Consider the following 25,578-nt stretch of genomic DNA (forward strand, 5'->3'; position numbering starts at 1 on the left):
TTCGCGACTGCGCCCGAGCCGAAGGGCGACCAGCCCGATACCTTCGCGCTGATGAGCCGCACACATTAGACCTGGACCGAGGTCAGCTTCTTCAGGCAGCGCAACGCGAAGGACGATCGGCTGTGGCGAATGCCGGGAATACGATAGAGCTTTTCGCGCAGGAAGCGTTCGTATCCGGCGGTGCTTTCGACGGCCACCTTCACCACGTAGTCGTAGTCGCCGGTCGTGAGATAGGCTTCGATCACCTCCGGCAGGTTCGTGAGCAGCTGGCCGAAACGTTCGAGCACCTCATCGTCATGGTGATCGAGCGTCACTTCTATGATGACCGTTTCGGGCAGGCCGAGCTTCTCCTGATTGAGCAGTGCGACATAGCCATCGATATAGCCCTGGGTTTCGAGCCGCTTCAGTCTGTTCCAGCACGGCGTGGTGGAGAGCCCGATTTCGTCGGCAAGCTGCGCCGTCGTCAGTCGCGCATCCTGCTGCAGTGCGCGGAGGATTTTGCGGTCGATCTCGTCCAGGCGAAGCGAATCCTTGCGCGGAGCCTTAGCTGGCCGCGCCGCACGTCCACGTCGAATGACCGAATTACCCAGATAATTGGAACAAAAATCCGGTTGTTGGCCAGTACAAACATACTACGTTTAGGGAGGAGCGGACGGTGTTTTTTCTGGAGCTCAGGAGCAGCGATATGCATGCCGCCCTCGGCCGGCTGCTCGATCAGGCGCGCGTCGCCGGCCTTAAGCTCGCGGCCGTCAGCGCCCAAGCCGACGCCGACGTGTACCGGATATCAGCGTCCATCGACATCACGGATCGTGACGCTGTTGATCGTCTCGCCCGCCGCGTTGGTACTGTGGTCTGCATTGGTGCCGTCGAGGTGCGCGGCGAATGCGACGTCGCGCTGCCGGGCCCGGCGCCGCATCTCTCGCTTGAAATGAGGTCGCGCCCATGACCGACAACGCGCCACTTTCCCTTCACGTCCCCGAACCGGCCGTGCGCCCGGGCGACACACCCGATTTCTCCAACATCCGCATCCCTCGCGCAGGCCAGGTCGCACGCCCCGAAGTCGACGTCGATGCCGAGGCGATCCGCGACCTCGCCTTCTCCGTCATCCGCGTGCTCAATCGCGACGGCGAAGCCGTCGGCCCCTGGGCGGGATCGCTCTCCGATGATGAATTGCTGGAAGGCCTGCGTCACATGATGACGTTGCGCGCCTTCGATGCGCGGATGCAGATGGCGCAGCGGCAGGGCAAGACGTCCTTCTACATGCAGCACATGGGCGAGGAAGCCGTGAGCTGCGCCTTCCGCAAGGCGCTGTCGCCGGGCGACATGAACTTTCCGACCTATCGCCAGGCGGGACTGCTGATCGCGGGCGGCTATCCGCTGGTGGACATGGCCTGCCAGATCTATTCCAACACCCATGATCCCCTGAAGGGACGCCAGCTGCCGGTGATGTATTCCTCGAGGGAGCACGGCTTCTTCTCGATCTCCGGCAATCTCGCCACCCAGTACATCCAGGCGGTCGGCTGGGCGATGGCGTCCGCGATCAAGAACGATACCAAGATCGCCGTCGGCTGGATCGGCGACGGCGCCACCGCCGAGTCCGACTTCCATGCCGCGCTGGTATTCGCCTCGACCTATCGCGCGCCGGTCGTGCTCAACATCGTCAATAATCAATGGGCCATCTCGACCTTCCAGGGCATCGCGCGCGGCGGTTCCGGCACCTTCGCGGCGCGCGGCCTCGGCTTCGGCATTCCGGCGCTGCGGGTGGACGGCAACGACTATCTCGCGGTCCATGCCGTGGCGAAATGGGCCTGCGAGCGCGCCCGCCGCAATCTCGGCCCGACGCTGATCGAGCACGTGACCTATCGGGTCGGCGCGCATTCCACCTCGGATGATCCGGCGGGCTATCGGCCGAAGACGGAATCCGAAGCATGGCCGCTCGGAGATCCTGTGATCCGGCTGAAGAACCATTTGATCGTGCGCGGCGCCTGGTCGGACGAACGGCACAAGCAGACCGAGGCCGAGATCATGGACACCGTGATCGCGGCGCAGAAGGAGGCCGAGAGCTACGGCACGCTGCATTCCCCCAAGCATGCCTCTGCGCGCGACATGTTCGAGGGTGTATTCTCGCAGATGCCGCCGCACCTGCGCCGGCAGCGCCAGGAAGCAGGAGTCTAAGCCATGCCGCGGCGAACCATGATCGAGGCGATTCGCGAGGCCATGGACGTGATGATGTCGCGCGATGACGACGTCGTCGTGTTCGGCGAGGACGTCGGCTATTTTGGCGGCGTATTTCGCGCGAGCCAAGGGCTGCAGGCGAAATACGGCAAGAGCCGCTGCTTTGATACCCCGATCAGCGAGCTCGGCATCGTCGGCGCCGCGGTCGGCATGGCGGCCTACGGCCTAAAACCCTGCGTCGAGATCCAGTTCGCCGACTACATGTATCCGGCTTACGACCAGATAGTCTCCGAGGCCGCCCGACTGCGGTATCGCTCGAACGGCCAGTTCACCTGTCCGGTTGTGGTGCGCATGCCGACAGGCGGCGGCATCTTCGGTGGACAGACGCACAGCCAAAGCCCGGAAGCGCTGTTCACCCATGTCTGTGGCATCAAGACCGTGGTGCCCTCGAATCCGAGCGACGCCAAGGGCCTCCTGATCGCCGCGATCGAGGATCCCGACCCGGTCATTTTCCTTGAGCCAAAGCGGCTCTACAACGGCCCGTTCGACGGCCACCATGACCGTCCCGTGACGCCGTGGTCGAAGCACGATCTCGGCGAGGTCGCCGAGGGGTACTACACCGTGCCGCTCGGCCGCGCCGCGATCCGCCGGCAGGGCGAAGCCGTCACGATCCTGGCCTATGGCACGATGGTCCATGTCGCCGAAAGCGCGGCAGCCGAGACCGGCATCGATGCCGAGATCATCGATCTCCGCACCCTTCTGCCGCTCGACCTCGACACCATTGAGGCCTCGGTCAAGAAGACCGGACGCTGCGTGATCGTGCATGAGGCAACGTTGACGTCCGGCTTCGGCGCCGAGCTCTGCGCGCTGGTGCAGACGCGCTGCTTCTATCATCTGGAAGCGCCGATCGCGCGCGTCGCGGGCTGGGACACGCCCTACCCGCATGCCCAGGAATGGGACTACTTCCCGGGCCCGGCGCGAGTCAGTCGCGCGCTGGCCGAAACGCTGGAGGCCTGAGATGACCGAGCGTGTCGTCAGACTGCCCGACGTCGGCGAAGGCATCGCCGAAGCCGAGCTGGTGGAGTGGCAGGTACAGGTCGGCGATCTCGTGCGCGAGGATGCCGTGCTCGGCGCCGTCATGACCGACAAGGCCACGGTCGAGATTCCCTCTCCAGCCGAAGGACGTGTGGTCTGGCTTGCCGGCAAGGTTGGCGACATGCTTGCGATCGGCTCCGACTTCGTCCGGCTCGACGTGGACGGCAAGGGCGAAACGTCCACCACGACTGCGGCGCGGGCAGTGCAAACGACGAGCGCGCCAGCGCGAAAAGCGGGTCATGCGGCGCGCGCCACACCAGCGATTGCACCCGCGCATGTCGCACCCTCCCTGCAGCCTCTGGGGACACCGTCCCGTCGCGAAGGCGAACGGCCATTGGCAGCGCCCGCAGTTCGGCTCCGCGCGCGCGAGGCGGGAATCGACCTGCGTCAGTTGCACGGCTCCGGCCCGGCCGGTCGAATCACCCACGACGATCTCGACAGCTACATCGCACGTGGCTCCGACGAAGCGCCCGCGCTGCGGAGCCGACCCAAGACCGCCGTCACGGATACCAAGGTCGTCGGCCTGCGCCGCAAGATCGCCGAGAAAATGTCGATCGCAAATGCGCGGATCCCGCACATTACCTATGTCGAGGAGGTCGACGTCACCGCGCTCGAAGATCTTCGCGCAAAACTCAACGAGCAAAAGCGCACCGACTGGCCCAAGCTGACGCTGCTGCCGTTCCTGATGCAAGCTATCGTGCGTGCCGTCGCCATACAGCCCGAGCTCAATGCCCATTTCGATGACGAGGCCGGCATCGTGCACCAGCACGCCGCCGTCCACATGGGGATTGCGACGCAAACCGGGGCTGGGCTCATGGTGCCGGTCGTCCGCCACACGGAGGCGCGCGATCTCTTCGACTGCGCGGCCGAGGTGATCCGTGTCACCGAGGCGGCACGAAACGGCACGGCTACGCGCGACGAGCTCATCGGTTCGACCATCACGATCACTTCACTCGGCGCGTTAGGTGGGCTTGCGACGACGCCGATCATCAATCACCCCGAGGTCGCGATCGTCGGTGTCAATCGAATCGCAATACGTCCGCACTGGGACGGCGCAGGCTTCGTGCCGCGCAAGATGATGAACCTATCGTCGAGCTTCGATCACCGCGTGATCGACGGTTTCAACGCCGCGCTGTTCGTGCAGCGGATCAAGACGCAGCTCGAAACGCCCGCCATGATCTTCATTTACGCATAAGACTATGACCGACACCACCTGTAAGCTTCTCGTCATAGGCGCGGGCCCCGGCGGCTATACCTGTGCGATCCGGGCCGGCCAGCTCGGCATCGACACCGTGGTCGTAGAGTCCGAAAAGCCGGGAGGAACCTGCCTCAACATCGGCTGCATCCCCTCGAAGGCCCTGATCCACGCGGCCGACACTTACGAGACGGTCGCACGTGCCGCCGACGGCAAGGCCTCGCTCGGCATCTCCGCCCAAAAGCCGTCACTCGACTTCACCAAAACCATCGCCTGGAAGGACGATATCGTGCGGCGTCTCAATGGCGGCGTGAGCGGATTGTTGAAGCGCGCCGGTGTCAGATACACGGCCGGACACGCGAGCTTTCACGACGGCAAGACCGTCGAGGTTCACACGAGCAACGGCGTTCAGCTGATCCATGCCGAAACCATCGTGATCGCCACGGGCTCGGCGCCAATCGAGCTACCGTCCCTTCCTTTCGGCGGCCGCATCATCTCATCGACAGGTGCCCTGGCGCTTGCTGAGGTGCCGAAGCGGCTGATCGTCGTCGGTGGCGGCTATATCGGCCTCGAACTCGGCACGGCCTTTGCTAAACTCGGCGCCGACGTCACCGTGGTCGAGGCCACGCCGCGCATCCTGCCGCAATATGACGGCGAGCTGAGCGACCCCGTTGCCAGGCGGCTCCGTGCGCTGGGCGTTACGATCCTGACAAGCGCGAAAGCCAAGGGGCTGGTCGCAGAAGGCACGGCGCTTCTGATCGAAACCGCCGACGGCGGACAGACAACGCTCGAAGCCGACAAGATCCTGGTCACGGTCGGCCGTAAGCCCGCGACGTCAGACTTCGGCCTCGAGCTGCTCGATCTCGATATGGACGGCCCCTACATCCGCATCGACGATCGATGCCGAACCTCGATGCGCGGCGTCTTCGCGATCGGCGACGTCACGGGCGAGCCGATGCTGGCGCACCGCGCCATGGCGCAAGGCGAGATGGTCGCCGAAATCGTCGCCGGCCAACGTCGCGCCTGGGACCGCGTCGCAATTCCCGCGATCTGCTTCACCGATCCCGAGATCGTCACGGTCGGCCTCTCACCAAGCGAGGCGCGGGACAAAGGTCTTGAGGTCAAGACCGATCTGTTTCCGTTCAAGGCCAGCGGTCGTGCGCTCACGCTGGATCGGGACGACGGCTTCATCCGCACCGTGGCGCGTGCCGACAATCATGTCCTGCTCGGGATTCAGGGCGTGGGCCCTGGCCTCGCCGAGCTGTCAGCGGCGTTCAGCCTGGCGCTGGAGATGGGCGCGCGCCTCGAGGACATCGCCCTGACCATCCATGCCCATCCGACTCTAAGTGAGAGCTTTCATGAGGCCGCGCTGAGATCACTAGGCCATGCAATTCATGTCTAAAACATAGGGGGGAACCATGAGCCAGACCACGACCTTTGCCGGCGCTGCAAGCGGTGCGAGAAGCAGCATCGAGACCTCGACCATCCGTGCCATCTCCTGGCGCCTGATTCCGTTCCTGGTGCTGGCCTACTTCTTCTCCTATCTCGACCGCGTCAATCTCGGCTTCGCCGCGCTGACCATGAATGCCGAGCTGAAGTTCACGCCGTTGATCTTCTCCTGGGGCGCCGGCATCTTCTTCATCGGCTACTTCATCTTCGAGGTGCCGAGCAACCTTGCGCTGGAAAAATTCGGCGCCAGCCGCTGGATCGCCCGCATCATGGTGACCTGGGGCATCATCTCGGCGCTGATGGCGCTGGTCAGCGGCGTCACGAGCTTCTACGTCTTGCGCTTCCTGCTCGGCGTCGCCGAGGCCGGCTTCTTCCCGGGCATCATCCTGTATCTGACCTACTGGTACCCGGCCGAATATCGTGCCCGCTTCCTGGCGGCCTTCGCCATTGCCGTGCCGGTCTCGACCGTGATCGGCGCGCCGGTCTCGGGCCTGCTGCTCGGGCTCGACGGCATGATGGGGCTGAAGGGCTGGCAGTGGCTGTTCATCATCGAGGGCATCCCTTCGGTGCTGCTCGGCCTCGTCACCTGGTTCTATCTCACCGACAGACCGGAGAAGGCGAATTGGCTCTCGGCCGAGCAGAAGGCCTGGCTCAAAGCCAAGCTCGATTCCGAGATCGCCGCCAAGCAGGCGGTGAAGCATCCCTCGCTCGGCCAGGCGCTGTCCTCGCCGAAGGTGATCGCGCTCAGCCTGATCTATTTCGGCTTCGTCGGCGCGCTCTATGGCATGCAGTTCTGGCTGCCACAGATCGTCAAGGCCTTCGGCCTCACCAACGCGCAGACCGGCTTCGTCACCGCGATCCCCTATCTGTTCGGCACCATCGCCATGATCCTGTGGGCGCGGCATTCGGATGCGAGCCGCGAGCGCGTGATGCATGTCGGCGCGCCGCTGCTGCTCACCGCCGTTGCGCTCGGCATCTCCTCCTATCTCACCGATCCCACCCTCACGATGGTGGTGCTGACGGTCGCCGCCATTGGGGTGTTCTGCTGCTTCGGCGTGTTTTGGACCCTGCCAACCGCCTGGCTGTCCGGCACGGCGGCGGCCGGTGCCATCGCCCTGATCAACTCGATCGGCAATCTCGCCGGGTTCGGTGGGCCCTATCTGATCGGCTGGGTCAAGGAAGCCACCGGCCAGACCTCGACCGGCTTGCTCGTCCTTGCCGTCCTACCGCTGATCGCCGGCCTCCTGGTCTTCATCGGGGGCCACGACAGCAAGCACGAGTTTGCTGAACAGGGGCGGTAAGCAGCGTGCACGCGGTCTCCTCGGTTGCGGCTGTCAGGCCGCGACCGTCGTTCGTCCGCGCTCGAACACGAAGTCGCGGTACCCGGCCTCGATCGCGGCGGCACAATACTCCCGGTATTTTGGAAAGCCGCCCGTGAACAGCGACAGCCCTTGCGCCTTGTCCTTGACATTGGTGCCGACGTACCAGGTCTTCGCCTTGGTCAGCAGCGAACGCTGGGCAAGCTTGAATACCAGCGCCATCCATTCGTCTTCCGCCTGCCTGGTCGGTTCGATGGTGTCGAGACCCTGGTCCGCCATATGCGTGATCGTGTGCGCGATCCAGTCGACGTCGTTCTCGCTGATCCTGACGATATTGGCGAGCGCGGCGGGGCCGTTGGGTCCGGTGGTCATGAAGAGGTTCGGAAACCCTTCCATCATGAGACCGAGATACGACCGTGCTCCTGCCTTCCATTTCTCATTGATTGTCCGGCCGTCGCGGCCGACGACGTCGAACGCAGTCAACGCTCCCGTCAGCCCGTCATAGCCGGTCGCGAAGATCAGCATGTCGAGTGCGGTTTCACTCGATTGCGTCCGCACGCCTTGCGCCGTGATCTCTACGATCGGATCGGTGACGCAATCGATCAGCTGGACATTCGGCCGGTTGAAGGTCTCGTAGTAGCCTGTATCCAGGCACGGACGGCGGGCGAAGATCGGATAGCCGCGCGGCTTCAGCCTCTCCGCAGTGACGGGATCGGCGACGACGCCGTTGATCTTGCCGCGCACGAACTCCGCCACGTGCTCGTTGGCTTCCTCGTTGCTCAGAAGATCCGTGAAAGTGCCGAGCATGGCCAGCCCTCCGGCCTTCCAGGCGTCTTCGAGCAATTCGCGGCGGCGCGACGGCGTCACACTGAAGAAGGCCCGCGTCGTCCACGGGCGCACGCCGCCATTCGGGCTGTTGCGGGCCGCCTCGCGAATGCCGGTATAGTTACGCTTGACCTCGGCCACGTAGTCGGGATCGAGCTTCTGGTTGCGCATCGGCATCGTGAAGCTCGGCGTGCGCTGGAACACGTAGAGCTCGCCGGCCTGCCTGCCCACCTCCTGCACGATCTGAATGCCGGTCGATCCCGTGCCGATCACGCCGACGCGCTTGCCTTCATAGCTGATGGGATGATGCGGCCATCGGCCGGCCCGCAACAACTCGCCCGCGTAGCGCGCGACGCCGGGGATCTCGGGATCCCGGGGCACCGAGAGCGGGCCGGTCGCCATCACGCAATACGTCGCTTCGACCATCTCGCCGCGATCCGACGTCACCGACCAGAGTTTTCGCGTCTCGTCCCAGACGGCGCTCACGATGCGCGTGTTGAACTGATAGTGCTTGCGCAGGTCGAGGCGATCGGCGACGAAGTTGAAGTAGGCCAAGAGCTCTGGCTGCGAGGCGAATTCTTCCGACCAGGTCCATTCCTGCTCGATCTCGGGCGAGAACGAATAGCTGTAGTCGATGCTCGGCAGGTCGACGCGCGCCCCGGGATAACGGTTCCAGTACCACACGCCCCCGACATCGCCGCCCGCTTCGTAGGCCGCGATGTTCAGACCCATCTCGCGGAACTTATAGACGGCGTAGAGACCGCCGAATCCCGCGCCAACGACGACCACGTCCAGGCGCCGCCCCCTCACATCTGCATGGCTCATATCGGCATTCCCTCAAAGGCTGGTTCGTGCAAGTCAGTGTCCACTAGCTCCGGCGGAGCAGATCGTAGATGGGATCGTCGGGATATCGCGCGCCCAACGGCAACCGCGGACCGAAGCGGACCGCCTCGGACTCGGTCGCAGCGACCTGCTCGTCCACCCAGTCGTAGGCGACGACACGGCGCGCAACTCGCCATTCGCTATCGCGCTTTGTGAAGACATCGCAGTACCGGCCGTCGATCAGAAACTGCCGAACGCCACCATCTGTTGAAGGCCCGCGCTGCAAGGCGAGGAAGTAGGTTTCGACGACAGCGTGCCCGGGCGCGGTGAATTCGATCAGGATATTGCCGACGGTATGGACGTTGCGCGCATCGGTCTTGAAGATATCCTTGGCCCATTCAAAGAAGCCTTCGATCGGCCCCGAATATGGTCCATGCTGGTCGGTGGCATCCGGCCAGTAGGCGCTGCGGAGCGCGGCTTCATCGGCGCGATCAACGCCGCGGCAATAGCGATAGATGCAATCGCGGATCGCCTCCCTGTCGAGCAGCTCCGCGATCTTCTCGTGCGTTACGGTCATTTTCGAGCCTCGAAGCTCCGGCTCGATCCGCCATCAGCGGACCGGCCCTCCCTTGACGGCAGCGACCATCTCATGTGCAGTGGGAGGCCACCAACAAATGTTCATATGTGAAGCTGAATTTCACATCCGTGAATTTACTGCGGCCAAGGGAGGGACGATTGCCATCGCAGCTGACGACCTCCGCTTCGATTTCCGCGGCCGGATCGACCGTGAAATCCGCGCTGCGCTCCATCGAAATTCTCGAATTCTTCATGCGGGAGCGCCAGCCGCGTGCGATGTCCGAAATCGGCGAGGCGCTGGGCTATCCAGCATCCAGCACAACCGTCCTGCTCAAGACCCTGGTAGGTCTCGGCTACCTGAATTTCGACCGCAGGACGAAACTCTATTTCCCAACCCCAAAAGTGACCTCACTGGGCGACTGGATTCCCAAATCCCTGTTCGGCAACAGCCGCGTGCTGGAGGCGATGCGCGACGTGCACGCCGCAACGGGCGAAGCCGTTTCAATCGGCACGACCAACGACGTGTATCTGCAATACGTCAAGATCATCCAGTCGACCCACCCGCTGCGATTCCACGTCGACGAGGGAACGCTGCGGCCGCTGACGCAGTCCGCGCTCGGCTGGCTGTTGATGTCGACGATGTCCGACGAGAAGCTCGACACGATCGTGCGCCGCGCCAATATCGCGACGCCGAACGCAGCAGACAGAGTCAAGCCTCAGGACATGATCCGGCGGATTCGGGAGATCCGGGGCAAGGGACATTGCTCGGCGGAGAACGTCCCGATGCTGGGCGGGGCGACGATCTGCGTCCTGCTCCCAATCACAATTCAGAATCAACCCGTCGCTCTCGGGCTTGGCGGCGTCGCTGAGCGGATCAAGCAAAACGCCAGTCGCTACCTGAATATTCTGCGGCAGGCCGCCAGATCGGTCAAAGCCGGCGACAGCGACACAGACGTTTGACGCCGGGCGGGCCCGCGGCACCTACTCCTGCAGCGCCTCCTCCCGCCGCGACCGGATCGTCGGCAGCATGATCATGACGATCGCGATTGCGGCTGCGGCCAGCAGCGTTGCCGACAATGGCGAGGTCACGAACACGCTGACATCGCCGCGCGACAGCACCATGGCGCGGCGGAAGTTCTCTTCGATCGCTGGTCCGAGCACCAGGCCCAGCAGCAGCGGCGCGGCCGGCAGCTGCAGCTTGATCAGGATATAGCCGAATACGCAGAACACCGCCGCTTCATACACCTCGAAGGTCCCGCTGTTGATCGAATAGACGCCGATCGAGCAAAACACCATGATCGCCGGGAACAGATTGCGATAGGGAATGGTGAGAAGTTTCACCCACAATCCAACCAGCGGCAGATTGAGGACGAGCAGCATGAGATTGCCGACCCACATCGAGGCGATCAGGCCCCAGAATAGGGTCGGGTTCTTGGTCATGACCTCCGGACCGGGCTGGATGTTGTGGATGTTCATCGCACCGACCATCAGCGCCATAACCACATTGGAGGGCACGCCAAGTGTCAGCAGCGGAATGAAGGAGGTCTGGGCGCCTGCGTTGTTGGCCGATTCCGGGCCGGCAACGCCTTCGATCGCACCCTTGCCGAACTGTTCGGGGTGCTTCGACAGCTTCTTCTCCAGCGTGTAGGAGGCAAACGACGACAGCACCGCACCGCCGCCCGGCAGCACGCCGAGCAGCGTGCCGAGCGTGGTGCCGCGCAGCATCGCCGGGATCATGCGGCGGAAATCCTCGCGCGTCGGAAACAAATTGGCGATCTTTTGCGTCACCAGCGACAGCTTGTCGTCTTGCTCGAGATTCTTCACGATCTCGGCAAAGCCATAGATGCCCATCGCCAACGGCACGAAATCGAGGCCATCGAACAGCTGCGGGATGCCGAACGCGAAGCGCTGCGTGCCCGTGCTGAGATCGGTGCCGACGAGACTCAACAACATGCCGAGTACGACCATGCCGATGCCTTCAATGAAGGGGCCACTGGATAGCACCGAGGCGAGGATGAGGCCGAGGAGCATCAGCGCGAAAAACTCCTTCGGCCCGAACAGCAACGCTGCCGCCGTCAGCGGCCCGGCCAGCGCCGCCAGCGCCAGCGTCGCCACGCAGCCGGCGAAGAACGAACCGATCGCGGCTGTCGAGAGCGCGACACCCGCCCGGCCCTGCTTGGCCATCTGATAGCCGTCTATCGTGGTGACGACGGAGGAGGATTCGCCGGGCAGATTGACCACGATGGCGGTGGTCGAGCCGCCATATTGCGCGCCGTAATAGATGCCGGCGAGCATGATCAGTGCCGAATCCGGCTGCAGCGCGTAGGTGATCGGTAGCAGCATCGCGATGGTGGCGAGTGGGCCCAGGCCCGGGAGGACGCCGATCAGCGTCCCCAACAGGCAGCCGAAGAAGGCGTAGAGCAGATTGGCCGGCTGGGCCGCGGTGGAGAATCCGATCGCCAGGTTATGAAACAGGTCCATCGTCACGGCCCGTCAATTGAGCAGCACCGGCCACACCGGCAGCTGCAGCCCGAGGCCATAGACGAATACGAGGAGACACAGCGCGATCAGGACGGCTGCATTGGCCAACGCGCCCTTCCAGGCAAACTCGGGACTAGCCCTGCTCGACACCACGATCAGGACCAGCAGCGCACCGACCAGACCGACCGGAAACAGCAGAAGCGCAAACAGGACCACCGAGCCCGTGACCCAGGCGAGGCCCTTTACGTCCCAACTCCGCAACCTCTGCCGCTCTGCCGTCCTCAGCACGGCACCCAGCATCACGGCGAGCCCGATGGCCGCAAGCACGATCGCCAGCAGCCGAGGAAAATAGCCCGGCCCCATCCGCGCCGCGGTGCCGGCCGGATAATTCAGTGCCATCACGAAGAAGAAGATCGCAAAGGCAAGAAACAATGCGCCCGATGCGAAGGCGCGCTGATCTCTGATGGTTGGCCTCGCCATCGTCGTCGACCTCCCTGCTATCCCGTTACGTCGACGGAAGACGACTTGCCTGCCGCCGGGCTGATCGCTTCCATCAGAACCGGCACCCCGATCGCGCAGGCATGCACGCCCAGATGTGCCGTCATCTGCAGCACCTGGAGGATTTCGCGCTTCTCGATCCCGAGCCGCAACGCGCGCCTGATCTGCAGGCGAAGGCCGTGTGGATTGAGGGCCGTGAAGCATCCGTTCAAGGCCAGCGAGATCAGGCAACGCGAGCGCTGGTCGAGCCCGCCGGCCTTCGCTCCCGCTGTCAGCAGGTCGAGCATCATCGCGAAATAGCCGGGATCGGCGCGCAGCCAGAGATCGCAGAAGTCCGGCCAATCGGCGAATTGCGCGACATAGGCGTCGCGAAGCGCCATCTGCTCGCGCGACAGCGGCGCCTGGTCCGAATCCAGCCCCGCCAGCGCCAGTTCTTCGGCGAGAATGCCGATGCCGAGATTACAGCCGTCGAGCCCTTGCGCCGTGGCCAGCCGCAGCACGTCGACGATCTCCTGCGTGGTCGCGCCCTGCTCGAGGGCCAGCTGCATGTGCAGCGCGAGCCCTGAGCGAAACAGATGCGCCGCCGATCCATCCAGCGCCACATAGATCAATTCGCACATCTTCCGCGACAGTGGACCGGTTTCCGCGGGATAGCCGCCATAGCGGGCATAGCTCGCAAGAAACGCCGGATCGAGCCGCAGCAGCCCCTCCGTCCACGGCCGCCAGTAACCGCGGGCGCGAATGAATTGCTGCTTCAGCGCCTGCTCATCTGCGGTGAGAATCATATAGCGTATCCTGCAGCGGCCTCGGTGGCGCTTAGGCGATGTTGGTGAAGACAATCCCGCCGTCGACCGTCAGCACCTGCGCCGAGATGAAGCCGCTGTCGTCGCCGGCGAGGAAAGCGATTGCCTTGGCAATATCGTCCACTGTGCCGAGCCGTCCGAGCGGCGTGCGCGCGATCCGCCGTGCGTCGAGCTCGGCGTTGCGGTTGCGCATCGTTCCTTCGGTCGGAATCGCTGATGGCGCAACGGCGTTCACGCGGATCTTGCGTTCGCCGAGCTCGGCTGCCGCGGCACGCGTAATCCCCATCACGCCGGCCTTGATGCCGCTATACACGATGCTGTTCTTGGCCGAGATCAATCCGGCAACGGAGGCGACATTGACGATCGCGCCACCGCGCTCGGCATCCATCACTTCGGCCGCGGCCTGAATGCCCCAGATGATCGCCTTGAAGCCGATATTGAGCATGCGGTCGACGGTCTCCGGCGCGATGTCGGCCACCGACTGATAGCGGACCCAGGCCGCATTGTTGACGAGGATATCGAGCCGGCCCTGCCCTTCGGCAAAGCCGATCACCGCCATGCGCATTCCGTCGCGGCTGGCGACGTCCTGGGTGATCGCAACGGCCTCGCCGCCGGCCATCTTGATCGCATCGACAGTCCCGGCAACGAACTCAGGCTTGAGGTCGTTGACGCCGACGATCGCGCCGCGCGAGGCCAGCAGAAGAGCGGTCGCGCGTCCGATTCCGTTTCCGGCCCCGGTGACCAGCGCAGCACGGCCAGCGAGGGGCTTGTCCTTGGCATCAGTCATTGCGGTCTTCCTTTCTTATCCCGACACGGCGAGATCGGACGCCGGAGCTATTGCGGCGATGGTACGGCGGCCGAGCGCGGCCAGGCTTCCGCTGGCATCGCCTTGCGCCTGTAAGGCGCGGACGCGACGCAGATGCCGATGCACCGGCACGTCCCAGGTGAATCCCATGCCGCCGTGAACCTGCAGCGCGCCTTCACTGATCGCGCAACCATAGGCGGCCGCGGCGAGAAACACAGCGTCGCGTTCGAGCGGACCGGACTCGTCTTCGACGCTACGGGTGATCGCATGCCTTATGCCTTCGAGCGCCAGCTTCTGCCGCGCCAGCGAATGCCGCAGCGCCTGGTTATAGGACAGCGCTCGGCCGAACTGCCGGCGCGTCGAGGCGTGCTCTTGTGCGAGTGCGAGGCACGTCTCGGCCGAGCCGAGAATGGCGGCGGCACGCAGCACGTTGGCATCCGAGCTCAAGAGAGCCCACGTGCCGTCAGGCAATACACTTGCGGCCGGTATGGTGACGCCCTGCAAGCGAACCGAGTGTTCGGGCACGGTCAAATCCAGCCCTGCCGCGTCCTCGACAACGACTCCCTCGCTGTCAGTCGGAACCAGCGCCGCCGCGGCCGTGCCAATCCGTACCAGGATGCAATCGGCGTCGCGGGCGCAGGCCGCTCGCGCAACCCAGCCATTGAGCACGACCGATTCACCTTCGCGCTCGGCGCTCACGCTGCCTTGCCACGCGATCGTCGCCAGCATGCCGCCGGACACGACCGCATCCGCCACGCGCGGCAACGCGGCCTGCAGCGTCCGCCCAAGCAGCAGTGCTTCCATCAGCGGAAAACCGAGCAGGCCCGAGCCGGCGGCGGCCACCACCGGAACTGCAAAGGCCAGCGGCAGATCGAGCCCGCCGACGTCCTGCGAGGCAAGCACCCCGAGCAATCCGTCGTCGGCGAGGTGTTTCGCCTGCTCGCGCGGCCCCAACGCCGCGCAATCCGCCACGGCTCGCGCCGCGGTGACCGCGAACTCGCTCGGCTGCAATCCTTCGCCGCTCAATGTCGTCATCACTTGCCTTTCGAGAGCTGCAGGATCCTGTCGGCGATGATGCCGAGTTGAATTTCGGTGGTACCGGCGTAGATAGTCTCGGCGCGCGCCTGCAGATAGATCGCGTCGAAACGGCGGCGCGCGACTTGCACGGCCGGAAGCTGCGGCAACGAGGCCTGCGCCAGCAGCTCGAGCGCGAGCGCGGCAAAACGCTGGTGCGCTTCACTCCAGTGCAGTTTTGCCAAACTGCCGCGTGCGCCGATCCTGTCGCCGTTTACGAGCGCGTCGACAGCTGTCTCGACGTGCGCCTTCAGCACCTCGATATCCACGACGACCTCGCCAATCTTGGCCTCGTAACATCGGTTTGCAACCAGCTGCGCCAGCGCCGGATCACTCTTGCAGACCGCAATCAGATGCCGCAGCTCATTCTCGAAGCGCCAGGCCCGGTACATGCGGTTGGTTGCGCGCTCGATCTCGAGCACGCGGATCGCCGCGTTCCAGCCTTCATCGGGCGCGCCGAGCGCATCGGATTGCAAGACCTCCACGTCGTCGAAGAAGACCTCGCAAAAGCTCTCGCGCCCATCGATCGATCTGATCGGCCGCACGCGCACGCCCTTGGCATCGAGCCGCACCGCGAACATGGCGAGGCCGCGATGCCGATCCTCCAGCGGGCCGGTCCGCGCCAGCACCAAGCAGCGCTGGGCGCGATAGGCGCCGCTGGTCCAGATCTTCTGCCCGCTGATCCGCCAGATATCACCATCGCGCGTGGCGCGCGTCCGCAGGCCCGCCAGATCGGAACCTGCTTCCGGCTCTGAAAAGCCCTGGCACCAGATGTCGCGCATCTCCAGGATTGCCGGCAGGAAGCGATGCTTCTGCTCCTCGGTGCCGACCGCGAGGATGATCGGACCGGCAAGCTCCTTGCCGATCGAATTGACGCTCTCCGGCATCGCGAGCGCGCCGATTTCCTGGTTGGCGATCAGGTGCTCGCGCAAGGTGCGGCCGTGCCCGCCATACGCTTTTGGCCAAGTGATGCCGGCCAGGCCGGCGCGATACATCGCCGCTTCCCAGGCGATCTGCTCTTGCAGGCCGGGCGCCGAGAACGCCGCGCTGTCACCGCGAAAGCTCGCCGGCAGATTGGCGCGCAGCCAGCGACGCATCGCCACCCGATAGGCCTCGCCGGATAATTCTCCGGCCGTGGCGGTTACCGGCGGCTCTGTTTCAATGACTGTCATCGTGGATCTCTCGCTTTGGCTGTACCGTCGGGCGCCAGCCATGCATCGGCCGGACGCCCTTTCTTTCCGATCACTGCGACTTGAGCAGATCGCAGGCGCTGTCCGAGGCCGGACGCCATGCGTCCTCGGGGGCAATCGTCCCCGTGATCTCGTAATAGTCGAAGGCGTATTTGGACTCGGGCGGCGTCTTGATGCGGGCCACATAGAGCGGACGCATCACCTGCCCGTCGGCGCGAATGCTGACATCCTTCATTTCGAAGTCGTTGATCGGCGTGTTCTTCATCTGCTTCATCACGGCTTCGCCATCATCCGTTCCGGTCGCCGCGACGGCCTTCAGGTAATGCGTGATGGCGCTGTAGGTGGCGGACTTGGCCTCGTTCAGAATTTGCCCGCCGGACGCCTCGGTGAAACGCTTGGCAAAGGCCCGCGTCTCCGGCGTCATGTCCCAGTAGAACGGCGTGGTCAGGCGCACGTTCTGTAGGTCGCGCAGACCGATGCCGTGGGTCTGGCTGATCATAAGTCCAAGCGGCACCAGCAGCTGCTTCTGCGATAGGCCGAACTCCTGGGCCTGCTTGATGGCATTGCCGAAGTCAGAACCAGAATTGGCAAGCGCGATCGCCCTGGCGCCACTCGCCTGCGCCGTCAGCAGGAACGAGGAAAAGTCCGACGAGTTCAGCGGATGCAGCACCGATCCCACGACCTTGCCGCCGCCGGCCTTGATGAAGTTGGTGGCATCAGCCTGCCATCCCTTGCCGAAGGCATAGTCGACAGTCAGGAAGAACCAGGTGTCGACGCGCTGCGACAGCAGCGCCTTCACCGTGGCCTTCGGCTGCGCATAGGTGTCGACCATCCATTGCGTAGTCATCGGCGAGCACTTGTCGTTGGTGAAGAACGAACCCGCTGTCCCCGCCAGCATGTAGGGCTTCTTCCGCGCCTTCATGATGTCCTGCACGCCGAGCGCAATCGACGAGGCCGAGCAGCCGACGATGGCATCGACGCCTTCATTGTCGAGCCAGCGCAGTGCCACCGCAACGCCGATGTCCGGCTTGTTCTGGTCGTCGGCGACAACGAGCTCGATCTTCTTGCCATTGACCGCACCACCGAAGTCGCTGACCGCGAGCTTTGCCGCGGCCACCGCACCGGGGCCGCAATTGTCGGCATACGGACCATTCTGGTCGTTCATGATGCCTATCTTGATCACATCGCCGGACCCACCTTGGGCGCGCAGCGGCGTCGCCAGCATCAGCAACGCTCCCAGCATCACGGCGATTTCGAGGAGACGGGTATTGAGCTTCATCACAAAATCCTCCCAGCAATCATTGAGCCGACTTCGCGGTTCTTCTTGTTGTGTTCAGTGGTGCTGCTGCGTTGCCTTGCCCGCGTGTGGGATCAGCAGCGCATCGAGCGCGAGGGCGCCCTCGCCGTCCGCTTTCAGCAGCAGCGGATTGATGTCGATTTCCGACACGGAATCGGCATGCGCGACGGCAAAACGCGAGAGCGCCGCGATCGCTTGCGCTGCGGCCTTGAGGTCGGTGCGACGCCGCCCGCGCGCGCCGTCGAGAACGGCGAACGCCTTCAGCGACCTCAGCATCGCCATTGCTTGCGTCTCGCTCACCGGCGCCGTCTGCACGGCGGTGTCCTGTACGATCTCGGCAAAGATGCCCCCCAGGCCGACCATCACAACCGGCCCGAACACAGGATCGATCCGGCTGCCGAGGATCAACTCGGACAGGCCATTCGCCATGGGAGCAACGATCGTGCCGTCGATCACCGCGCGTGGCGCCTTCTCCGCAACACGCGCCAGCAACCGGGCATAGGCCTGCCGCACCTCTTCCTCGGAGCGAAGATCCATGACAACGCCGTCCACCTCCGTCTTGTGCGGCAGATCGGGCGAAGCGATTTTCAAGACGACCGGGAAACCGATCTCGCGCGCTGCCCGCGCCGCGGCCTCGGCGTCCGATACCAGCTGCTCGGCCAGCACGGGGATGCCGGCCTCCGCCAGCGCGCGCTTGGCGCCGAGCTCATGGCGGAACGCATCAGCCGCGAGCGGTGCAGCCCTCGCAATGGCAGGCCGGCTCACAGCCTTTGGCGCAGTCGCCAGCGCCTGTAATCGCGCCAGCGCTGCGACGATGGCGCAGCAGCCGTCAAAGCTCGCAATGGTGGGATAACCCATGGCATGCAGTTCGGCGAGCGCATCGGGCGGGCCCTCCACGCACAGAATGACGGGACGATCGGGGTACTGCGCGCGGATGGTGCGCAATGTCTCCATGTAAACCGAGCGCAGGCGCGGCATGTGCAGCGAGAACGGCAGCGGCAGCACGATCGCATCGGTGCGGTCGTCGGCCACGACCGCCGACAGAATCTTCTGCAGCATATCGGGCCGGCTGGACATCTGCGCGGTGGCATCGACCGGATTGCGCGCGGACGCAAATGGCACGAGATCGAGGATCGCGCGCTGAGTCGCCTCGCTCAGTTCCGGCAACGATAGGCCGACCGCCTGCGCGGCATCCGCAAGCAGCACGCCAAAACCGCCGGATGCCGTCACGACCGCAAGGCGCCGCCCCTTTGGCAACTGATCCGGCAACAGGATGGAGGCGGCATGACCGAGATCAATCAGCTCCTCGATGCTCCGCACCCGTACGGCGCCATAGCGCTCCAACAGCGCATTAAACACCGCATCCGATCCCGCCATGGCACCAGTATGGGACGCCGCCGCGGCTTGCCCGGCCTCTGAGGTGCCGACTTTCAACGCAATGACCGGCTTGCCGGCATCGCGCGCCTCGGTCAGTGCAGCGATGAGCCGGCCGGCATCACGGCAGGCCTCGAAGCAGCAAAGAATGACTTTGGTCGCGGGATCGCGGGCCAGCCAGGCAATACCGTCGGCGATATCGATGTCGCACTCATTGCCGGTGGTCATGAAACGGCTGATGCCGGCGCCGCGATCGCTCGCCATGCGCATGGTGTAGCTGCCGAGATTGCCGCTTTGCGAGACGATGCCGAGCGAGCCGGCGGCCGGCATGCTGTGCTCGAGCACGATCGAGAATGTTGCGATGGCCTTTTCGGGAATGCTGACCGCGCCGAGGCAATTCGGGCCGAGCAGCCGCATGCCGGTGCGGCGCGCAGCCGTGCGAAGCCGATCCTGCATCGCGCGCCCCTCTTCGCCCAGCTCGGCAAAGCCGGAAGAGAACACGACGACGCTGCGGACGCCGCGATCGGCGCACTGCTCGATCGCTTCGGGCGCCCGCTCGGCATCGACGGCGATGACGGCGAGATCGGGCGCCTCGGGCAGCGCGCCCACCGACGCGTAGGCCTGCAGCCCCTGCACCATCGCGGCCTTTGGGTTGACCGGATAGATCTTGCCCGCGTAGCCGTAGCGGCGCAACAGGTCCACCGGTCGGCCCCCGATCTTGGTCGCATCCTGCGATGCGCCGATGATCGCGATCGAGCGCGGCGCCATCAGCGCGTCGAGACCTTCTCCCGGCCGCATCGTCAGCGCCCCTTGAATACCGGCGCGCGCTTCTCAAGAAACGCCATGCGCGCTTCCTTGGCATCCTCGGTCTTCGACAGCGCCATCGTGATGTTCTGCTCGAAGCGATAGGCATCACGCGGCGGCATCAGCTCGACCATGTTGGCCGCATTCTTGGCGTACTCCATCGCAATCGGGCTTTTGGCTGCGATCTCACGCGCGATCTTCATCGCTTCGGGAATGAGATCTTCCTTGCTGGTACAGGCCTCGATAATGCCAAGGCGATACAGCTCGGCCGCGGAAATCCGGACGCCGGTGAAGAACATCCGGCGCATCAGCGAACGGCCGAACAAAGTGTTGAGCATCGCCGCACCGCCGGCGAGGCCGACATTGATCTCGGGCATGCCGAATACAGCCTCTTCGGACGCGTAGAAGATGTCGCAGGATGCCATCAGACCGAGGCCGGCGCCGAGCGCGACGCCGTTGATCGCTGCGATCACCGGCTTGGAGCACTCGCGAATGCAGTTGCCGGTCTCGCGGGTGATGCGGTTGTGATCATGGAATGCACCGACCTTGGCCGGGTCTGGACGGTCCTTGAGATCGGCGCCGCTGCAAAACACCTTGCCGTTGCCAGTGAGGATCGCCACGCGAACATCGCTACGTTCCGAAATCTGATCGAACACCGCGACGATGCGATCGCGCATCGCGCGGTTGAGCGCGTTCACCGGAGGGCGGTTCAGCGTCACGATTGCGATGTGGTCGGATACTTCGAGCGTCACGATGTCATCGGACATGGCTTCCTCCTGGCGCTTGCTTGATCTTGTTTCCGCGACCTCGGACGGCAGCTTCAAGCCACCTGACCGATCGGTCAGTCGATGTGCTGATAACACCAAGCTCGTGAGCTTGCAATAGCCGCGACGTTTGACCTGTTGACTGACCGATCGGTCGGGACGTAGATTTCGACCAAATCAAATGAAGGAGGAACCGCCGTGGCACCCATCAGCCGACGTCAGGCCGCAACGCTCATGGCCGGCGCTATCGTTGCGCCGTTTGCTGCACCTGTGATCGTCAGCGCGCGCTCGTCGCAAACCGTCTTCATCATCGTGCCCTATGCGAGCGGCGGCTCGATCGACAGCCTGATGCGCGCGATCGCCAAGGGCATGTCGGAGGCGCTCGATCAGCCCGTGCTGGTCGACAACAAGCCAGGCGCGAACGGCATCGTCGGATCGCAATATGTGGCGCGTGCGGCCAAGGATGGTTCGGTGCTCCTCGCCGGCGGCACCGGTCCGATCTCTCTCAACGTGCTGCTGCGCAAGAACTTGCCGTACAAGCTTGCGGATTTCGCATCCGTCGCCATGCTCTGCAATGGCCCGCTGTCGCTGACCGTGAACGCGAAGATGCCGGTCACGGATATGAAGAGTTTTGTCGGTTACGCCAAGGGTCGCGACAAGCCGATGTTCTATGCCACACTGGGACCGGGCAGCGTGACGCACCTGTTTGGGATCATGATGGGGAAATCGATGGGCTTTGCAGTTACCGACGTCGCCTATCGCAACAATCCGGCCTCGGTGATGGAACTGCTGTCGGGCGAGTGCGACCTCAACTTTGCGACGCCGGCTGCCGTGATCGAGCACGTCAAGGCCGGCAAGCTCCGCTTGCTCGCCGTTTCCTCCGACCAGCGCAGGCCAAACCTGCCTGATATCCCGACCTTTGCCGAGTCAGGCTATCCCGAGCTTTCGGCATCGTTCTGGACTGCGCTGCACGCGCCCGCTGGCACACCGCGCGAGGCGATCGACCGGCTGAACGCCGCCGCCAACGCGGCGATGCAAAAGCCGGAGATCGCCAGGCAGCTCGCGATCGACGGCCTGCAGGCCGATCTCGGGCCGCCTCAATTGCTCGATTCCCAGCTGAGCAAGGATGCCGCCCTGTGGGGACCGGTCATCACGGCGCAGCACATCGCGCTTGATTGAAGGCAGGCGCCTCTAGCGCGCCTTTCGCCGGGGCGACTTCGGAGGCTCGATGGTTGGCGGCCCCGCATGACCGTCGGTCCGAAGGCCGTTGAATACCATGTCAAAAAAGATGTCGGCGATCTGCTCGGGTGTTGCCGATTTGTTGGGATTGTACCAGCGATGCATCCAATTCAGCGACGACAGGATCAACCGCCCCGTCATGGCAACGTCGAGCTTGCGGATCTCGCCGGCGTCGATCGCTTCCTGGATCAATCCGCGCAGAAAGTGCTCGAACCGGTCGCGGCGCGTCATCCGCTCCTTCTGCCGGTGGCGATCGGGATCGTTCCAGAAGGCGGTCGTCGATGCGATCCATGCCCAGCGATAGCGCCGGAAATATTCCGCGGTCGCAACCATGAAGGCCCGGATCTTCTGCGACGGCGGTCCGTCGGGAATCCGGTCCCGCACGAAGAGATACAATTCCAGCGTGGAGCCGACAGCGACGCGCGCGTAGATTTCATCCTTGTTGGAGAAGTGATGATACAGCAGCGACTTCGAGATGCCGCAGGCCATCGCGATGTCGCGCATCGAGGTGCCGTCATAGCCCTTGGTGGCGAACAGACGCCCGGCCTCGCTCAGGATCTGCAGGACGCGATCGGACGCCTCCGCCTGATTGGCGACCCCGTCCTTTGTTGTCGACAATTCAACCATCGAACCCGCAAATCTGGCCGGACATCTGGGCCGGCCGAATACTGATCTTCATGTGAAAACCAACGTAGTTTTTCGCTGACCGATCGGTCAAGTCCGCTCTGCAGAAGGGATCAACGAGGTGCTCCCATGAACGCGCTCCCGCGCATCACCCGTATCGGCAAGACCAGGGACCGGCTTGGCGAGAGCCCGGTCTGGGATGATCGGACCCAGTCGCTCTACTGGATCGATTCGCTCGCCGGACTGATCCGCAGGCTATTGCCTGCGACCGGCGCAATCGATGAATTCTCGGTGCCCGCCCCGATCGGATCGCTCGCGCTCGCGCATGACGACCGCGCCGTGCTGGCGCTGCGCCACGGCTTTGCGCATTACAATTTCAGCACGCGGGAATTGGCCAAGGGCCCCTCGATCGGCCTCGATCATCCGATGCTCCGCCTGAACGACGGCAAGGCCGACCCGTTCGGGCGCTTCCTGGCGGGCACAATGCACGGCGGGCGCGCGGAGGATGAAAAGCCGCTCGGCGGCCTGTATCGCGTCGATGCGGCGGGCGCGATCGAGCAGCTCGAAACCGATCTCGCCGTGACCAACGGCCCCTGCTTCAGTCCGGACGGCCGGATATTCTATCTTGCGGACACGGCACGACGTGTGATCTGGGCCTACGACTATCACCGCGACGGCCCGCTGCGGAACAAGCGCGTGTTCGCTGAGATGGACGCGCATGGCTCGGGCGGCGACGGCGCGACCGTCGATGCGGACGGCTATCTCTGGACCGTTCTGGTGCGGATCGGCGCCATTGCACGGTTCGCACCCGACGGAGCGATGGTGCGCAAGATCGAGATGCCCGTCCGGCATCCGACCAGCGTGACCTTCGGCGGCCCCGGTCTCGACGTGCTTTATGTGACCTCGATCTCGCGCAGCACCCATCTTTTCGATGACAGCCCGGACGCCGGCGGATTGTTCGCCGTCGAGAATCTCGGTGTGACGGGACTCCCTGCCCACAGGTTTGGCACACGCTGAAGGCGGCGCGTGGTGCTAGCCGGATCGCTTGATCAGCCGAGGCACGCTCTCGGCCATATAGTCGACGAACACCCTGATTTTTTCAGGCAGATAGCTGCTCTGCTGGAACGTGGCGTAGATGCCTTCGTCAAAGGTCGAGTTGGTGACGCGAAAGCCCGGCAACAGACGTACCAGCCTCCCGCTCTTCACTTCGTCCGCGACCGTGTAGTCGTCGAGCAGCGCAATGCCGTGCCCGCGCACCGCGAGGTCGCACAGGATGATGCCATTATTGCTGCTGAACGAAGACGGCACGACGATCTCGCGCAGCCTGCTCTTGCGCATGAACTTCCAGACCACATCGTCGGGCCCCATCCAGTAGGTCAGGCAATTGTGGCCGACGAGATCATCCGGTCCGCGCAACTTTGGCTTCCGCGCGACGTAGTCGGGTGACGCCACGAGGATGCGTTCGCTCCGCACCAGCCGGCGCTGCATCAGGCCTGGATCCTTGGGCGCGGCGATCTGGAAATCGATGTCGAACTCCTCCTCGCGAAGCTGGACGCGCCGTTCCGACAGCCGCAGTTCCACCTTCAGCTCCGGGTACAGCTCCTGGAACTGCGGGATCAATGGTGACAGCACCTTGATGCCGAACAGCGTCCGAGAGTGAACGCGTAGCGTCCCCCGCGGCGCGGTCTGCAGCGCGAGCGCTGCAGCCTCCGCGTCCTCGATCCCGTGCAGCACCTGCTCGGTGCGCTGGAAGAAGATCTTGCCGGCATCGGTCAATCCGAGATGGCGCGTGCTGCGGTTGAGCAATTGCACGCCAAGCTGCGCCTCGAGCTCGCCGATATAGCGCGACACGGATGCCGGCGAGAGCCCCGCGCGGCGTCCGGCCGCGGAAAAGCTGCCCTCGCGGACGGCAGCGACGAACAATTCCATGGCTTGGAGGCGATTCATCGACCTTTTCAGATTCTGCAAAAGACATGATCAGATTACGCCAATTGTTCGAAAAATCTCAAGTCGGTAGCCTGATGAGAACAGGTCGCAAAAGCGACTAGCCATTGGCGGAGGATGCATCCATGGAATTCGGCGTATTCATCTTGGCTCAGCAGCGCGGCTATCATCAAAGCTCGCAGCAGGTCATCCACAACGCTGTCGAACAGACCGTGGCGGCTGAAGAGGCCGGCTTCGATACCGCATGGTACGCCGAGCATCACTTCAACAATTACAGCCTGTGCCCCTCGCCGCTGATGATGGTGGCGCACTGCGCCGGCCTCACCAAGCGCATCCGGCTCGGCACCGCGGTCTGCGTGCTGCCGCTGTATCATCCGGCGCGGCTGCTCGGCGAGATCGGCTTTGCCGACACCGTTTCGAACGGCCGCCTCGATCTCGGCATCGGCTCGGGCTATCAGCAATTCGAGTTCGACCGCTTCGGTGTCGACCTCAAGGATTCGCACTCGCTGTTTGCCGAGTTCTACGACGTGCTGCATGCCGGCATGCAGGAGCGGATCTTTTCCTATGCCGGCCAGCACCTGAAGATTCCGCCGACCTCGATTGCCGTGCGCACCGTGCAGACCCCGATGCCGCCGATCTGGGTAACGTCCGGCCATGCCGAGACCCTCGGCCGCGCCATCCGCGACAACCACAATCTGTTCGTGACCGCTCTCCTCAATGGCACCGATGCCATCAAGGCACTGCGCGAGCGGCTCGAAGGCATTGCGGCCCAGGAAGGCCGGTCGATCGACGCCACCCGCTTCGGCTTCCTGCGCTGCGCCTATGCCAGCGACAATGACAGCGAGGTCACCTCCTATCTCGACAATGCCCGCTTCCAGCGCCGGCTCTCCGAAAGCCTGAAATTCCGCCGCGCCCAGAGCGACGACGGCTATCTGATCAAGGAACAGGCCGGGCCCAACGACATGAGCCTGGAGACGATGCGCAAGAACCTGCCGGTCGGCAGCGTCAATCAGGTGATCGACCGCATGCTGGAGGAAATCAGCATCCTCAAGCCGTCGCATATCGCGGTGCAGACCCAACTCGGCGACTTTGACCAGCGCACCATGCTGAAGCAGATCGAGCTGTGGGGCAGCAAGATCATCCCGGCGATCCGGAAGGAACTGCGCAGCGGCCGCAAGGATGCGAAGGTCGCCGGCGAAGCGGTGTCGGCTTGACGTCGGCAAGT

Annotated in this window: 24 protein-coding genes and 1 pseudogene; 10 read left to right on the forward strand and 15 right to left on the reverse strand. The window is 64.0% G+C overall.

Annotation, left to right across the window (positions count from 1 at the left end):
- Positions 1-65: 65 nt before the first annotated feature.
- Positions 66-314, reverse strand: coding sequence for an Lrp/AsnC ligand binding domain-containing protein (locus tag ACR9YP_RS30435; protein ID WP_474217765.1), 249 nt, complete (start codon positions 312-314; stop codon positions 66-68).
- Between the two features lie 75 nt (positions 315-389).
- Positions 390-590 (reverse strand): annotated as a pseudogene (locus tag ACR9YP_RS30440) (Lrp/AsnC family transcriptional regulator); the annotation flags it as partial.
- Between the two features lie 95 nt (positions 591-685).
- On the opposite strand from ACR9YP_RS30440, the gene ACR9YP_RS30445 reads away from it, so the two are divergent.
- From ACR9YP_RS30445 to ACR9YP_RS30470, 6 genes are read left to right on the forward strand one after another with little or no spacing between them, the layout of a single operon-like run.
- Positions 686-946 carry a hypothetical protein gene (locus ACR9YP_RS30445; protein ID WP_474217766.1) on the forward strand — a complete coding sequence of 87 codons (261 nt, stop codon included), beginning with the start codon at positions 686-688 and terminating at the stop codon, positions 944-946.
- Positions 943-2,175, forward strand: a complete 1,233-nt coding sequence (locus ACR9YP_RS30450; protein ID WP_370986530.1) for a 3-methyl-2-oxobutanoate dehydrogenase (2-methylpropanoyl-transferring) subunit alpha — start codon at positions 943-945, stop codon at positions 2,173-2,175. The genes ACR9YP_RS30445 and ACR9YP_RS30450 overlap by 4 nt, the downstream gene beginning before the upstream one ends.
- A 3-nt stretch (positions 2,176-2,178) precedes the next feature.
- Positions 2,179-3,192, forward strand: coding sequence for an alpha-ketoacid dehydrogenase subunit beta (locus ACR9YP_RS30455; protein ID WP_249760880.1), 1,014 nt, complete (start codon positions 2,179-2,181; stop codon positions 3,190-3,192).
- A gap of 1 nt (position 3,193) precedes the next feature.
- Positions 3,194-4,465: a dihydrolipoamide acetyltransferase family protein gene (locus tag ACR9YP_RS30460; protein ID WP_474217767.1), complete on the forward strand. Its 1,272-nt coding sequence runs from the start codon at positions 3,194-3,196 to the stop codon at positions 4,463-4,465.
- 4 nt (positions 4,466-4,469) lie between these two features.
- On the forward strand, positions 4,470-5,867 hold the full coding sequence (gene lpdA / locus ACR9YP_RS30465; RefSeq protein ID WP_474217768.1) for a dihydrolipoyl dehydrogenase: 1,398 nt from the start codon (positions 4,470-4,472) through the stop codon (positions 5,865-5,867).
- A 16-nt stretch (positions 5,868-5,883) separates the two neighbouring features.
- Positions 5,884-7,215, forward strand: coding sequence for an MFS transporter (locus ACR9YP_RS30470; protein WP_438109462.1), 1,332 nt, complete (start codon positions 5,884-5,886; stop codon positions 7,213-7,215).
- A gap of 33 nt (positions 7,216-7,248) precedes the next feature.
- On the opposite strand, the gene ACR9YP_RS30475 is transcribed toward ACR9YP_RS30470, so the two are convergent.
- Positions 7,249-8,883 (reverse strand): flavin-containing monooxygenase, encoded by a 1,635-nt coding sequence (locus ACR9YP_RS30475; protein WP_438109463.1) that lies wholly within the window; start codon positions 8,881-8,883, stop codon positions 7,249-7,251.
- Between the two features lie 43 nt (positions 8,884-8,926).
- Positions 8,927-9,457, reverse strand: a complete 531-nt coding sequence (locus ACR9YP_RS30480; RefSeq protein WP_474217769.1) for a nuclear transport factor 2 family protein — start codon at positions 9,455-9,457, stop codon at positions 8,927-8,929.
- A 158-nt stretch (positions 9,458-9,615) separates the two neighbouring features.
- On the opposite strand from ACR9YP_RS30480, the gene ACR9YP_RS30485 reads away from it, so the two are divergent.
- The gene (locus ACR9YP_RS30485; protein ID WP_438109465.1) at positions 9,616-10,416 is read left to right on the forward strand and encodes an IclR family transcriptional regulator; all 801 of its coding nucleotides are present in this window, start codon (positions 9,616-9,618) and stop codon (positions 10,414-10,416) included.
- Between the two features lie 21 nt (positions 10,417-10,437).
- Here the strand turns inward: ACR9YP_RS30485 and ACR9YP_RS30490 are convergent, their stop codons facing one another.
- From ACR9YP_RS30490 to ACR9YP_RS30530, 9 genes are all read right to left on the reverse strand, one after another.
- Entirely contained in the window at positions 10,438-11,937 is a 1,500-nt protein-coding gene (locus ACR9YP_RS30490) for a tripartite tricarboxylate transporter permease (protein ID WP_474217770.1), read from the reverse strand.
- A 12-nt stretch (positions 11,938-11,949) separates the two neighbouring features.
- A complete protein-coding gene (locus ACR9YP_RS30495) occupies positions 11,950-12,417 on the reverse strand; it encodes a tripartite tricarboxylate transporter TctB family protein (protein WP_370988497.1) in 468 nt (155 codons plus the stop codon).
- A 17-nt stretch (positions 12,418-12,434) separates the two neighbouring features.
- Positions 12,435-13,220, reverse strand: a complete 786-nt coding sequence (locus tag ACR9YP_RS30500; RefSeq protein ID WP_370988498.1) for a carboxymuconolactone decarboxylase family protein — start codon at positions 13,218-13,220, stop codon at positions 12,435-12,437.
- Between the two features lie 31 nt (positions 13,221-13,251).
- A complete protein-coding gene (locus ACR9YP_RS30505) occupies positions 13,252-14,025 on the reverse strand; it encodes an SDR family NAD(P)-dependent oxidoreductase (protein WP_370988499.1) in 774 nt (257 codons plus the stop codon).
- Positions 14,026-14,040: 15 nt separating this feature from the next.
- On the reverse strand, positions 14,041-15,078 hold the full coding sequence (locus tag ACR9YP_RS30510) for an acyl-CoA dehydrogenase family protein (RefSeq protein ID WP_370988500.1): 1,038 nt from the start codon (positions 15,076-15,078) through the stop codon (positions 14,041-14,043).
- Positions 15,078-16,289, reverse strand: coding sequence for an acyl-CoA dehydrogenase family protein (locus tag ACR9YP_RS30515; RefSeq protein WP_438109468.1), 1,212 nt, complete (start codon positions 16,287-16,289; stop codon positions 15,078-15,080). Before ACR9YP_RS30515 ends, ACR9YP_RS30510 begins: the two co-directional genes overlap by 1 nt.
- Positions 16,290-16,359: 70 nt before the next feature.
- Entirely contained in the window at positions 16,360-17,586 is a 1,227-nt protein-coding gene (locus ACR9YP_RS30520) for an ABC transporter substrate-binding protein (RefSeq protein ID WP_474217771.1), read from the reverse strand.
- A 54-nt stretch (positions 17,587-17,640) separates the two neighbouring features.
- Positions 17,641-19,776 (reverse strand): acetate--CoA ligase family protein, encoded by a 2,136-nt coding sequence (locus ACR9YP_RS30525; RefSeq protein WP_438109470.1) that lies wholly within the window; start codon positions 19,774-19,776, stop codon positions 17,641-17,643.
- Between the two features lie 2 nt (positions 19,777-19,778).
- Positions 19,779-20,549 carry an enoyl-CoA hydratase/isomerase family protein gene (locus tag ACR9YP_RS30530; protein WP_091887778.1) on the reverse strand — a complete coding sequence of 257 codons (771 nt, stop codon included), beginning with the start codon at positions 20,547-20,549 and terminating at the stop codon, positions 19,779-19,781.
- Between the two features lie 195 nt (positions 20,550-20,744).
- Here ACR9YP_RS30530 and ACR9YP_RS30535 point away from each other — a divergent pair, with 195 nt between their 5' ends.
- A complete protein-coding gene (locus ACR9YP_RS30535; protein ID WP_474217772.1) occupies positions 20,745-21,725 on the forward strand; it encodes a tripartite tricarboxylate transporter substrate binding protein in 981 nt (326 codons plus the stop codon).
- A 12-nt stretch (positions 21,726-21,737) separates the two neighbouring features.
- Here ACR9YP_RS30535 and ACR9YP_RS30540 read toward each other — a convergent pair whose 3' ends face one another.
- Entirely contained in the window at positions 21,738-22,412 is a 675-nt protein-coding gene (locus ACR9YP_RS30540) for a TetR/AcrR family transcriptional regulator (protein WP_438109472.1), read from the reverse strand.
- A 126-nt stretch (positions 22,413-22,538) separates the two neighbouring features.
- Here ACR9YP_RS30540 and ACR9YP_RS30545 point away from each other — a divergent pair, with 126 nt between their 5' ends.
- Entirely contained in the window at positions 22,539-23,426 is an 888-nt protein-coding gene (locus ACR9YP_RS30545) for an SMP-30/gluconolactonase/LRE family protein (RefSeq protein ID WP_438109473.1), read from the forward strand.
- A gap of 15 nt (positions 23,427-23,441) precedes the next feature.
- On the opposite strand, the gene ACR9YP_RS30550 is transcribed toward ACR9YP_RS30545, so the two are convergent.
- Positions 23,442-24,356, reverse strand: coding sequence for a LysR family transcriptional regulator (locus ACR9YP_RS30550; protein ID WP_438109474.1), 915 nt, complete (start codon positions 24,354-24,356; stop codon positions 23,442-23,444).
- 122 nt (positions 24,357-24,478) lie between these two features.
- On the opposite strand from ACR9YP_RS30550, the gene ACR9YP_RS30555 reads away from it, so the two are divergent.
- Positions 24,479-25,567 (forward strand): LLM class flavin-dependent oxidoreductase, encoded by a 1,089-nt coding sequence (locus tag ACR9YP_RS30555; RefSeq protein WP_438109475.1) that lies wholly within the window; start codon positions 24,479-24,481, stop codon positions 25,565-25,567.
- Positions 25,568-25,578 lie beyond the last annotated feature (11 nt).

It is taken from the genome of Bradyrhizobium sp. BR14999, from assembly GCF_056106085.1.

Bases quoted from the DNA above. Each gene is read 5' to 3' on its own strand.
- ACR9YP_RS30445 (WP_474217766.1), top strand. From the start codon at position 686: ATGCATGCCGCCCTCGGCCGGCTGCTCGATCAGGCGCGCGTCGCCGGC.
- ACR9YP_RS30450 (WP_370986530.1), top strand. From the start codon at position 943: ATGACCGACAACGCGCCACTTTCCCTTCACGTCCCCGAACCGGCCGTG.
- ACR9YP_RS30455 (WP_249760880.1), top strand. From the start codon at position 2,179: ATGCCGCGGCGAACCATGATCGAGGCGATTCGCGAGGCCATGGACGTG.
- ACR9YP_RS30460 (WP_474217767.1), top strand. From the start codon at position 3,194: ATGACCGAGCGTGTCGTCAGACTGCCCGACGTCGGCGAAGGCATCGCC.
- lpdA (WP_474217768.1), top strand. From the start codon at position 4,470: ATGACCGACACCACCTGTAAGCTTCTCGTCATAGGCGCGGGCCCCGGC.
- ACR9YP_RS30470 (WP_438109462.1), top strand. From the start codon at position 5,884: ATGAGCCAGACCACGACCTTTGCCGGCGCTGCAAGCGGTGCGAGAAGC.
- ACR9YP_RS30475 (WP_438109463.1), bottom strand. From the start codon at position 8,883: ATGAGCCATGCAGATGTGAGGGGGCGGCGCCTGGACGTGGTCGTCGTT.
- ACR9YP_RS30480 (WP_474217769.1), bottom strand. From the start codon at position 9,457: ATGACCGTAACGCACGAGAAGATCGCGGAGCTGCTCGACAGGGAGGCG.
- ACR9YP_RS30490 (WP_474217770.1), bottom strand. From the start codon at position 11,937: ATGGACCTGTTTCATAACCTGGCGATCGGATTCTCCACCGCGGCCCAG.
- ACR9YP_RS30495 (WP_370988497.1), bottom strand. From the start codon at position 12,417: ATGGCGAGGCCAACCATCAGAGATCAGCGCGCCTTCGCATCGGGCGCA.
- ACR9YP_RS30500 (WP_370988498.1), bottom strand. From the start codon at position 13,220: ATGATTCTCACCGCAGATGAGCAGGCGCTGAAGCAGCAATTCATTCGC.
- ACR9YP_RS30505 (WP_370988499.1), bottom strand. From the start codon at position 14,025: ATGACTGATGCCAAGGACAAGCCCCTCGCTGGCCGTGCTGCGCTGGTC.
- ACR9YP_RS30510 (WP_370988500.1), bottom strand. From the start codon at position 15,078: ATGACGACATTGAGCGGCGAAGGATTGCAGCCGAGCGAGTTCGCGGTC.
- ACR9YP_RS30515 (WP_438109468.1), bottom strand. From the start codon at position 16,289: ATGACAGTCATTGAAACAGAGCCGCCGGTAACCGCCACGGCCGGAGAA.
- ACR9YP_RS30520 (WP_474217771.1), bottom strand. From the start codon at position 17,586: ATGAAGCTCAATACCCGTCTCCTCGAAATCGCCGTGATGCTGGGAGCG.
- ACR9YP_RS30525 (WP_438109470.1), bottom strand. From the start codon at position 19,776: ATGCGGCCGGGAGAAGGTCTCGACGCGCTGATGGCGCCGCGCTCGATC.
- ACR9YP_RS30530 (WP_091887778.1), bottom strand. From the start codon at position 20,549: ATGTCCGATGACATCGTGACGCTCGAAGTATCCGACCACATCGCAATC.
- ACR9YP_RS30540 (WP_438109472.1), bottom strand. From the start codon at position 22,412: ATGGTTGAATTGTCGACAACAAAGGACGGGGTCGCCAATCAGGCGGAG.
- ACR9YP_RS30545 (WP_438109473.1), top strand. From the start codon at position 22,539: ATGAACGCGCTCCCGCGCATCACCCGTATCGGCAAGACCAGGGACCGG.
- ACR9YP_RS30550 (WP_438109474.1), bottom strand. From the start codon at position 24,356: ATGAATCGCCTCCAAGCCATGGAATTGTTCGTCGCTGCCGTCCGCGAG.
- ACR9YP_RS30555 (WP_438109475.1), top strand. From the start codon at position 24,479: ATGGAATTCGGCGTATTCATCTTGGCTCAGCAGCGCGGCTATCATCAA.